Consider the following 8,757-nt stretch of genomic DNA (forward strand, 5'->3'; position numbering starts at 1 on the left):
CAACGTCTCTCAGCAAATCAAGAATTTTCTCCGGGGCCGGACTCCGAATCCTGGTGCGCCCCCACCGCGACCAATACCGTCGAGGCAACCGCGGCCACGGACGCCGCAGTTGCCGCCGCCACCAGGGCAGCCTGCATGCCATCCGCGCTGGCTTGGCGGGCGACCCGAGCGATCGCCGGCAACGCGGGCCGCAGACTCTCCGGCAGAAATTCGAGCACCCGCAGGCCCGCGCCGGCGGATAGCCGGTCGACGAGTTGTTGAATACCGGCGTGGCTGCCGCCCCGCAAACTTGCCAGCCCGTCGGTCGCCGAGTCCGTCGCATGCCGGCTGAACAACGCGCCCAAACCCGCGACTCCAGCCAGGATGCCGACCTGGCGGACGGTGCTCACCGCGCCGGTCGCCATCCCGGCATCGGAAACCGGCACGAATTGCAATGCGATGTCTGATGTCAAGGCGAACAACCCGCCCAGGCCGAGACCAGCCACCAGGGAACCGGCGATGAAGTGGGTCCACTCGGTGTTGGCGGTAACGCCGGTCATCATCCACAGTCCCGCCGCAATCAGGACCACCCCGCCGGGAATCGACATCCAGGCCGGGATGTAGCGGGCTGCGGCCATGGCCAGCGGGGCGCCCAGCACGCAGGCAACGGTCAACGGAAGAGCTCGTAGGCCGGTCTGAAATGGGCTGTAACCCAACGTATTCATCAGATACAGGGCCAAGTAGTTGGTCGAGGCGATCAACGTCCCAGCCGCCGCGAAAGCGGCGAGGGACACCCCGGCGAACCCAGGACGGCGCACCACCCGCAGATCCAGCATCGGCGCGCGAACCCGGGATTCCCACCATACGAAGAACAGTGCCGCGAGAATGCAACCCGCGCCCAGCACCAGAATCAGAGTGTCGGTCCAGCCCCGTCGATTGCCTTCGATCAACACATACACGCCGGCGAACAGTGCGGCCGACAGAACGGTCGTCCCCACCGGGTCAAGTGAACGACTCTCTGCAGCATGGCTTTCCGGGACAAAACGAATGGCAAGTGCCAGGGCGATGAACCCGATCGGCAGGTTTATCAGAAAGATCGACTGCCAACCGAAGGCTCCGACCAGGGCGCCGCCCAGCAGCGGCCCCACGGCCGCGGCGGCACCCATCACGCCACCATAGATCGCGATCGCGATGCCCCTGCTCCGCTGTTCGGGGAAGGCCGCACCCACCATCGGCAACGACACCCCGAGCAGCACCGCCCCACCCGCACCCTGCAACGCCCGCGCCAGGTTCAGCGAACCAATGCTGCCGGAAAGCGCGCAGCCAGCCGACGCGAGCGTGAACACCGTTATGCCGATCAGGTAGAGCCGCCTACGTCCCAGCCGGTCGCCCAGCGTGGCGGCGGTAAGTAGCAGGCCCGCCATCGGCAGCGCGTACGCGTCCACCACCCACTGCAGACCGCTGAGTTCGGCGTCCAGCGACGCCTGAATGTTGGCGAGAGCGGCCGACACGATGGTCATGTCGAGCAGCAGCATGAACACGGCCAGGCAGACGGCGGTCAGGGTAAGCCGAGGATGAACCGAGGTGGCTGGTTCCCCGGCGGACACCACCTAGCGGTCCTTCACGCGGGTGCAGCGGTGCAACAGCCACGCCAAGGGGATGGTCAGCACCATCGTCGCGACGAAGAGGTACAGCATCGGACCGGTGTAGACGTGCGCGCGCACGATGTAGACCATCGCGAACTCCATCGTCACCAGATGGATCAAGAAGATCTCATAGGAGATCTCGCCGAGCCACACCATCGGCCGGCTGGCCAGCAGCCGCGAATACCAGCCGCGATCACCCAGCCCCAACGGCGCCACCGCCAGCGTCGCGATCACCGCGTAGAAACCCGTCTTCCACAGCGCCTCGGGCAACGAGGCCGGCGAGGTGGTCGGGGCTCCGCCAATTGGGGTGGAGACGATGAAGTAACAGATGACGGCAAGCGGGATCGCCACCGCCGCATAGCAACGCACCTCCATCGCCTGCAGTACGGCCAGCAACATGCCGCCCAGAAACCAGGCCAGATAGGTCGGCAGCCACAGCCGTGCGCCGTCGGGAAACCAGAGGTCGGCGTGCACCAGGATCAGCCACCCCGGGCTGATCAATGTCAACGCCGCGATAGCGGCCAGCAGCAGCCTCGGTTTCCACCGGCGTCGACAGATCACGACCAGCAGCAGGTAGGCCAGCAGCGGCAACACCACGTAGAAAGCCGCCTCCACAGCCAGGCTCCACATCTGGGTCAGACCCTGGTGCAGGTACTTGCCCAGATAGCCGTCGGTGTAGATCTGGGTCAGCGTGAGGTTGCGGACCAGTCCCAGCCAGCTGTGCCCCGGGTTGGGCCCAGCCTCGCGGTAGTGATACAGGACGTAGGCGAACAACACGGTGATGACGTAGGCGGGCATAATGCGGCGAACCCGGTGCCAGGCATAGCGTTTCAGTGAAGGCCCGGCGCCGCCGGTGGCCGCCGCCTTCACCCAGGGGCGGAAGAGCAGGAAGCCGGACAGCACGAAGAATATCGGCACACCGATCTCCATGCGGGCGCCGACCAAACCCCAGTAGCCGTGGGTGTATTTGCCGGTGGTGTAGGCGGCATGGGTCCCGACGACCAACAGGGCCGCGACGGCTCGGACGCCGGTCAGCGATGCAACCCGGTCGACGTGCGAGGTCTGCTCGAGACCGCCTTGCGCGTCCCGTTCTTCGGAAAGGGTCATCAGGTATGTTTCCGGCGTGGTCTGCCGCCGCCGTCTCGCGGCGCTCGGCGATTCTCGGAACTCCGCTCAGGTCGAAGATTGATCAGCACACCCGAGATGCGGGTGTGCTCAAGCTTTTTCAGAGTTGCTCTGGGCAGCTTCACCGGGAGTTCGACCAAGGAAAAGTCGGGCCCGATGGCGATGTGCCCGAAATCGCTGCGGTGCAGACCGCCCTCGTTGGCAATCGCTCCAACAATCGCCCCGGGGCCGATCTTGTGCCGCTTGCCGACGTCTACCCGATAAGTCGTAAAAGACCTTGCCTGTCTTGGCTTTTCGGCCCTGTCCCGGCGTTCCTCGCGCTTGTCCCGTCGGTCCGGGGGCGGATCTGGAGCCAGCAGGAACGCCTCGCCGTCGCGTGACTGCAACGCCAGTGCCGCGGCAATGTCGGCCATCGGCACGTCGTGCTCGCGTTCGTAGTCCTCGACCAGCCGGCGGAACAGCTCTATTCCCGGACCGCCCAGCGCCTCGGTGATGGAGTCGGCGAACTTTGCCACCCGTTGGGCGTTGACGTCCTCGACGGTGGGCAACGTGGTCTCGGTGAGTGCCTGGCGGGTGGCTTTCTCAATGGCCTTGAGCAGGTGGCGTTCTCGCGGCGAGACGAACAGCAACGCGTTGCCCGAGCGGCCGGCCCGACCGGTGCGCCCGATCCGGTGCACGTAGGACTCGGTGTCGTGCGGGATGTCGTAGTTGAGCACGTGCGAGATCCGCTCCACGTCCAAGCCGCGGGCCGCGACGTCGGTCGCGACGAGAATGTCCAATCGACCCTCGCGCAGCGCGGCGATGGTGCGCTCACGCTGCCCCTGGGGGATATCGCCGTTGATGGCCGCCGCGGAAAGGCCGCGGGCACGCAGTCGTTCGGCGACCTCTTCGGTCGCCTGCTTGGTGCGCACGAAGACGATCATCGCCTCGAACGGTTCCACTTCGAGCACCCGGGTCAGGGCGTCCATCTTGCGCGGGCCCGCGACCTGGATGTAGCGCTGCGTAATGTTCTCGGCGGTGGCGGTTTTCGCCTTCGAGGTCACTTCCAACGGGTCATGCAGGTACTTGCTGGTGATTTTGCGGATGGCCGGCGGCATGGTCGCCGAGAACAGCGCCACCTGTTTGTATTCCGGCGTTTCGGACAGGATGCGGTCGACTTCCTCGGCGAAGCCCATGGTGAGCATCTCGTCGGCCTCGTCGAGCACCAGGTAGTCCACCCGGGACAGGTCCAGCGTTCCCCGTTCGAGGTGATCGATCACCCGGCCGGGGGTTCCGACCACCACTTGCGCACCCCGGCGCAGGCCGGCCAACTGCACCCCGTAGGAGGCGCCGCCGTAGATCGGCAGCACATTCAGCTGCCGTAGGTGCGCCCCGTAGCGGCTGAACGCCTCGGCGACCTGCAGTGCCAACTCGCGGGTGGGTGCCAGGACAAGAGCCTGGGTGGCATTGCTCTTGACGTCGATTCTGGACAGGATCGGCGTGGCAAACGCCGCCGTTTTGCCGGTGCCGGTCTGCGCCAGTCCGACGACGTCAGATCCCGCTAAAAGTGCCGGGATGGTGGCGGCCTGAATCGCGGTCGGCGATTCGTAGCCGACGTCAGCGAGCGCCCGCACCACATCGGGGTGAATGTGCAGGTCGGCGAAGGTCGCGGGGGGCGTCTCGGACGCGTCATCAGGGGTAGCCATCGGACTTCAAAGTCTAGAGCGTGCCGTCGCCATGGCCATGCCTGCCGCGCGTATGCGCCCGGTCGCCGGGTACCGTGCCCGGTGTGTGGTCGCCTTCTCGCCATGCCGTCCCGTTGATCGCCATGTTTGTTCTGGCATCGGCAACGGCGTTAGCCGGATGCGGTTCCGGAGACTCGACTGTCGCCAAGACGCCGCAGGCCACAAAGCCGTCGACCGCGTCCGGCACCTCCAACGCGCCCTCATCGGTGGCTGCCCCGCCCCCGACCAGCGCCCCACCGCCGGATCCGTGTGCAGTCAACCTGGCCTCGCCGACCATCGCCAAGGTGGTCTCTGAGTTGCCCCGCGATCCGCGCAGCCAGCAGCCGTGGAACCCCGAACCGGTGGCCGGTAACTACAACGAGTGCGCTCAGTTGTCAGCCGTGATCATCAAGGCCAACACCAACGGCGGCAACGCGACCACCAGGGCGGTGATGTTCCACCTCGGCAAGTTCATTCCGCAGGGCGTGCCGGACACCTACGGGTTCACCGGTATCGACCCCGCGCAGACCACCGGAGACACGGTCGCATTGACCTATGCCAACGGCGTCGGCTTGGGAACGGTGGTCAGGTTCCGCTGGAACGGCAGTGGCGTGGAGCTGATCGGTAATACGCCTGGGCGCTGATCGAACGCGATTGTCCAGCGAGGAGCCGCAGCGACGTTCGTGGATCTCACGGGTTAGATCCTTTAGGACCTCACGGATTATCTCCGCCGGCAAGGCCGTCCAACCCGGGCGTCCCGTCGAGTTGGGCGTCCCCACCGTCGCCGCCGTTGCCTGCGGTGGCGCCGGTGCCGTTGCCGCCATTTCCACCGATACCGCCGTGGCCGTCGCCGCCCGAGCCCGGCGCGGTGGCTGCGCCCCCGGACCCACCGATGCCCCCGGTGCCGCTGCCGGCGGTCGTGCCGATGCCGGCGCCACCGGAGCCGCCAGCGCCGCCGATCGCACCGTCGCCACCAGCGCCCCCCGCGCCGCCAAAGCCGCCGACCGCGTCCGCGAAAACGACCTCGGTGTCCTGCGAAATCACTTGGGCGCCGCCACCGTGGCCGCCGGCGCCACCAGCACCGCCATTGATACCGCTGCCGCCGCCCAGCCCACCATTGCCCGCACGAGCGGTACCCGTGGCAGAGCCAGACCCGATGGCATCCACGCGCGCCGCGCCGCCGTTGCCGCCGTCACCACCGTCACCGCCGGCACCACTATTACCGCCATTGCCGCCGGTGGCGGTGCCGGCGGCAATGGGGTTGTCACCAGGGACGGCACCCTGGGCGACTACCACTCCGTCACCGCCGAAGCCGCCGACCCGACCATCCGCGCCCGCACCGCCCGCTCCGCCGGTGCCGACCCCCTCGGCGTGGCCCATGTCGGCACCGATACCACCCGCCCCACCGGAGCCACCGGTGCCACCACCAGTGGCCGCGCCACCCACACCGCCGGTGGCGATTCCCTCCACCGTGCCCCCGTTGAAGGCGAGCAACCGGGCCCAACCACCGGAGCCGCCGACGCTACCCACGCCGGTACCGGAGCCGCCGATACCACCGTTAGCCCCTCCGGACGCGACACTATTGGCTCCGTCAGCAGTAATGCTGCCCACGCCACCGTTACCGCCGGTCCCACCGTCCTCGCCAACTCCGCCAGAACCACCGGTGGCGCCCGTGCCCGTCCCGGTAGCGCTGCCCCCATTCGCAGCTTTGATCTCAGCATCGCCGCCGGCGCCGCCTGACCAGCCATCGCTGCCGCCGGCCGCCCCATGACCGCCCTGCGCTGCGCCAGAAGCGGTGCTACTCCCCGAGGCATCCACACGCGCGTAACCGCCGTATCCGCCGTCACCACCGGCACCGCCGTCACCACTGTTACCCCCATTGCCGCCGATGGCAGTACCGGTCGCGGTGGGGTTGTCACCTGGGACGACACCTTGGGCGACTACCGCTCCGTCACCGCCGAAGCCGCCGAAGCGGCCATCAAAGCCCACACCACCCGCTCCACCGGTGGCCACCCCCTCGGCGTGGCCCATGTCGGCACCGACACCGCCCCCGCCACCGGAGCCACCAACGCCGCCACCAGTGGCTGCGCCACCCACACCGCCGGTGGCAATTCCCTCCGCGGTGCCCCCGTGGAAGGCGAGCAACCGTGCCAACCCACCGGAGCCGCCGACGCTACCCACACCGGTCCCCGTTCCACCAGCACCACCGATCAGATCACCGAACACCTGGCTATCGGCATGCGTGCTGTCCGCGGCGGCAAGACCGCCCTCACCGCCGATGCCACCGTCGACACCTGCACCACCGGCACCGCCGGCGGCAGCGGCGTCGAGAATCTGGCCGCCTTCGAACGCCGAAAGGGCGCCAGCACCGCCGCGACCACCGATGCTCCCCACACCTGTACCGACGCCGCCGATACCACCGTTGGCCCGTCCGGACGCGACACTGTTGGCACCGTTGACAAGAATGCTGCCCTCACCCCCGTCACCGCCGTGGCCGCCGTCGATGCCGGCACCACCATTTCCGCCGGTCACGTCCGCGAGGTTGGTACCACCATCAACCGCAACGACCGCGCCGACTCCACCCGCACCGCCGGCACCGCCATCGGTGCCGCCCGACCCGCCAGCTCCACCGGTCGCACTTCCGCCCGCAGCGCTACCTGCACCCTCAGCCGAGACGGTGCCGGCACCACCGGTTCCGCCGACGCCGCCCGCCGCGGTGACTGTGCCGGCACCCCCGGTGCCACCCGTGCCGCCGGTGGCCGTGCCGGTGGCGGTACCGCCGCTGATCTCCTGGACCACGGCGGCGCCGCCACCGCCGCCACCACCGCCGCCGAAGCCGCTACCGGCGCCGGTCGCTGCGCCGCCGCCACCACCGCTGCCACCCAGGCCGCCGACCGCACCAACGCCGACGGCTGCGCCCGTACCTCCCTTGCCGCCGGCGCCACCCCCACCGAACAGGCCACCGTCGGTCCCGGTCCCCCCAGCACCACCCGTGCCACCAGCGCCACCGGCTTGCGCTGCCCCGCCGAATCCGCCGTCACCGGCGCCGCCCTGCCCGCCGACACCACCCGTACCGCCGACGCCACCGCCGACACCGCCGATGCCGGCACCACCGCCACCGCCGACACCACCGTTACCGCCTCCGCCGGCCTGCACGCCGGGACCACCGTCGGCACCGGTGCCACCGGTGCCACCGGTCCCCCCAGCACCGCCGGTTCCGGCCGCGCCCACGGAACCGACACTGCCGGCCGACCCTGCGGCCCCGCCGTTACCGCCCGTGCCGCCGGTGGCGCCGACGCCGCCGTCGAACGTGAAGGTGGCATCGCCAGCACCGCCTTGGCCGCCCTGGCCGCCCTGGCCGCCATCACCACCGGCGCCTTTGGCGGCACCAGATCCGCCTGCGTCACCGCCGGAGCCGCCCTGGCCTGCGTTGCCACCTAAACCACCGGCAGTCGGCGCATTGGTCGCGCTGCCGTCCAGACCGGCGCCCCCGATGCCACCGCCACCACCGGTCCCACCGGACCCACCGGCGCCGTCGACCCCGCTGCCGACAGCGCCGCCGGAGCCTCGCACACCGCCGACACCACCGTTGCCGCCCAAGCCACCCTCACCGCCTTGACCCGGACCACTGCCCGTATCGGGGGCACCGGCCGCACCGGTGCCGCCGATCCCTCCGGCGCCACCAGCACCACCGAAACCGTTTGTGCCGCTACCAGAAGAGCTGCCCCCGGTCCCACCGTTGCCGCCCAGACCACCAGCAGTGCCCGCAGCACCGGCCGTGGTCGGGGTCTGGCCGGCACCACCGGCCCCGCCGATACCGCCGCTACCACCCGCGCCTGACGCACCTGCCGTACCGGGGATCGCCAGGAAACCCGCCGCCCCACCGGCACCGCCCACACCCGCGTCGCCGCCGTTGCCGGCGTTTCCGCCGGTCCCGCCGGTCATCCCCGCACCAATACCGCCGACGCCGCCGTTACCGCCCACTCCGCCGGTGCCTCCCACACCGCCATTACCGGCGGAGTTCCACAGACCTGAACTGGTGCCACCGGTGCCGCCGGCGCCGCCGACACCGCCGTTTGTGCCGTCGCCACCAGTGAGCCCCGGCTGCGCCCCGGGAGTGCCGGTGAATCCGGCGCCACCCGTCCCGCCGGCCCCACCCTGGCCGCCCGACCAGCCCAGCAACGCCCGGTTGGTGCCGCCGGTGCCACCGACGCCGCCGGCGCCGCCATCGAAGGTCGCACCCCCAGCACCACCGACACCGCCCACACCGCCGGCGGCGGTGCTGGGGGCGCCGGCGGGGACGC

Annotated in this window: 4 protein-coding genes and 1 pseudogene; 1 reads left to right on the top strand and 4 read right to left on the bottom strand. The window is 69.6% G+C overall.

From position 1 onward, the window contains the following. Positions 1-17 precede the first annotated feature (17 nt). From A5636_RS00465 to A5636_RS00475, 3 genes are all read right to left on the bottom strand, one after another. Positions 18-1,514 (bottom strand): MFS transporter, encoded by a 1,497-nt coding sequence (locus A5636_RS00465; protein ID WP_081287514.1) that lies wholly within the window; start codon positions 1,512-1,514, stop codon positions 18-20. A 75-nt stretch (positions 1,515-1,589) separates the two neighbouring features. Beyond that, positions 1,590-2,732: an acyltransferase family protein gene (locus A5636_RS00470; RefSeq protein WP_065156740.1), complete on the bottom strand. Its 1,143-nt coding sequence runs from the start codon at positions 2,730-2,732 to the stop codon at positions 1,590-1,592. Continuing rightward, positions 2,732-4,435 carry a DEAD/DEAH box helicase gene (locus A5636_RS00475; RefSeq protein WP_065156741.1) on the bottom strand — a complete coding sequence of 568 codons (1,704 nt, stop codon included), beginning with the start codon at positions 4,433-4,435 and terminating at the stop codon, positions 2,732-2,734. Before A5636_RS00475 ends, A5636_RS00470 begins: the two co-directional genes overlap by 1 nt. A gap of 74 nt (positions 4,436-4,509) precedes the next feature. Here A5636_RS00475 and A5636_RS00480 point away from each other — a divergent pair, with 74 nt between their 5' ends. Beyond that, positions 4,510-5,097, top strand: a complete 588-nt coding sequence (locus A5636_RS00480; protein ID WP_437339779.1) for an LppP/LprE family lipoprotein — start codon at positions 4,510-4,512, stop codon at positions 5,095-5,097. Between the two features lie 70 nt (positions 5,098-5,167). Here the strand turns inward: A5636_RS00480 and A5636_RS27515 are convergent. Further along, a pseudogene (locus A5636_RS27515) lies at positions 5,168-8,757 on the bottom strand (PE family protein); the annotation flags it as partial.

The sequence above is a fragment of the Mycobacterium asiaticum genome, from assembly GCF_001673315.1.
Taxonomy (GTDB): Bacteria; Actinomycetota; Actinomycetes; order Mycobacteriales; family Mycobacteriaceae; genus Mycobacterium; species Mycobacterium asiaticum_B.